The organism is Vibrio sp. 1069, from assembly GCF_033340555.1.
The window spans coordinates 1-1,154 of the sequence record NZ_JAWOWP010000089.1; the positions used below are offsets into that span (position 1 = coordinate 1).

The window sequence follows — 1,154 nt, forward strand, 5'->3', positions numbered from 1 at the left end:
CTGACCATCCGCACTGGCATGCAGCTGGTCCTCCTGAATATGGTAGTGGCGGAAGATGGGTAGCGCTGCAACCGCATTATTGATCACGTCGCTGGCGTCATGCAGCGTTTCAGGCCGGATATAGTTGGCCTGCACCGTACTCAGGTGTTCATAGCTTCGATCGGAGATCTGCGCCATGCCATACACACCACGGTGAGTGGCGTTGGCAATCAGAATGGCCAGTAAATCATCCTGATGAGTGAACCCTTGTTTTTGTATCGGAAGTACATGAGTCAGACATTTCATGAACCCGGTTTCGCGCTCTACATACCGCAGTACATCCGCGATACCGACCGGTTGCATTCGCTTAAAAAAGGGATTGTTGACCAGAGATGTAGCGCTTTTGGTCGGCAGACGCCAGCGGGTACCGGTACGATTTTTCATGATCACATTTCGATTGTCTCCCTCATCAATATGGAGAGCAACGTCTTTGAGTGCACTTTCCAGCCGGTGTTGTTTCTCCTGTAACAATAACTCTGCGGGCTGTTTTAGTCTGTCCAGTGTTGATGAGGCCAGCAAGGTATCCTGCGATGTCTGGGGGATCAGGTCGTCTTCCAGTGCGCGGTATTTGGTAACATTTGGCAAATAAATGCGTCCATTCAGTCGTGAGGTTAACTGCCGGTAGAGCAGCCATTCGTAACGTTGCGGGTTAACGTTATCCTGTTTAACCAACCATGGGAGGTGCTTTTTCGGGATGAGCGACGTATCCATCGTCTTCAGTGGTCCACCGAATGCGATTTCCGTCTGCATCTGTTGAAGTTGGGCGACGACGGCTTCTGAGCCTTTACCGGCCTCACATTCAAGGCACAAGAACACCTGCCTTAACAGTTGCTCCAGGAGATTGCATTGTTCATCGTAATGTTGCCACTGGTACTCTTCCACGGTCCGTTTCTGTTTTTTCAGGTAAAGGCAGAGGGTCTGGATATCCCTGTCATTCATGACCTTCAATGCCTGTTGTCTGACTACTGAGAAGGGTTGATTATCATCAATGTTCTCATCCACAAACAGATGCAGTAACTCTGCCGCTTTCGTGACATTGTCCGCGGCTGACTGCCAGGACAGGAACACTGCTTGTTGTGCAAAGGTGTTGGCAGCTTCTTGTTGCTTGCGGATAT

General features: G+C 50.2%; 1 protein-coding gene. It reads right to left on the reverse strand.

Annotation, left to right across the window (positions count from 1 at the left end; translation table 11 throughout):
- Positions 1–1,154 (reverse strand): Tn3 family transposase (locus tag R7040_RS24605; RefSeq protein WP_318097292.1); only part of this gene is annotated, 1,154 nt, incomplete at both ends.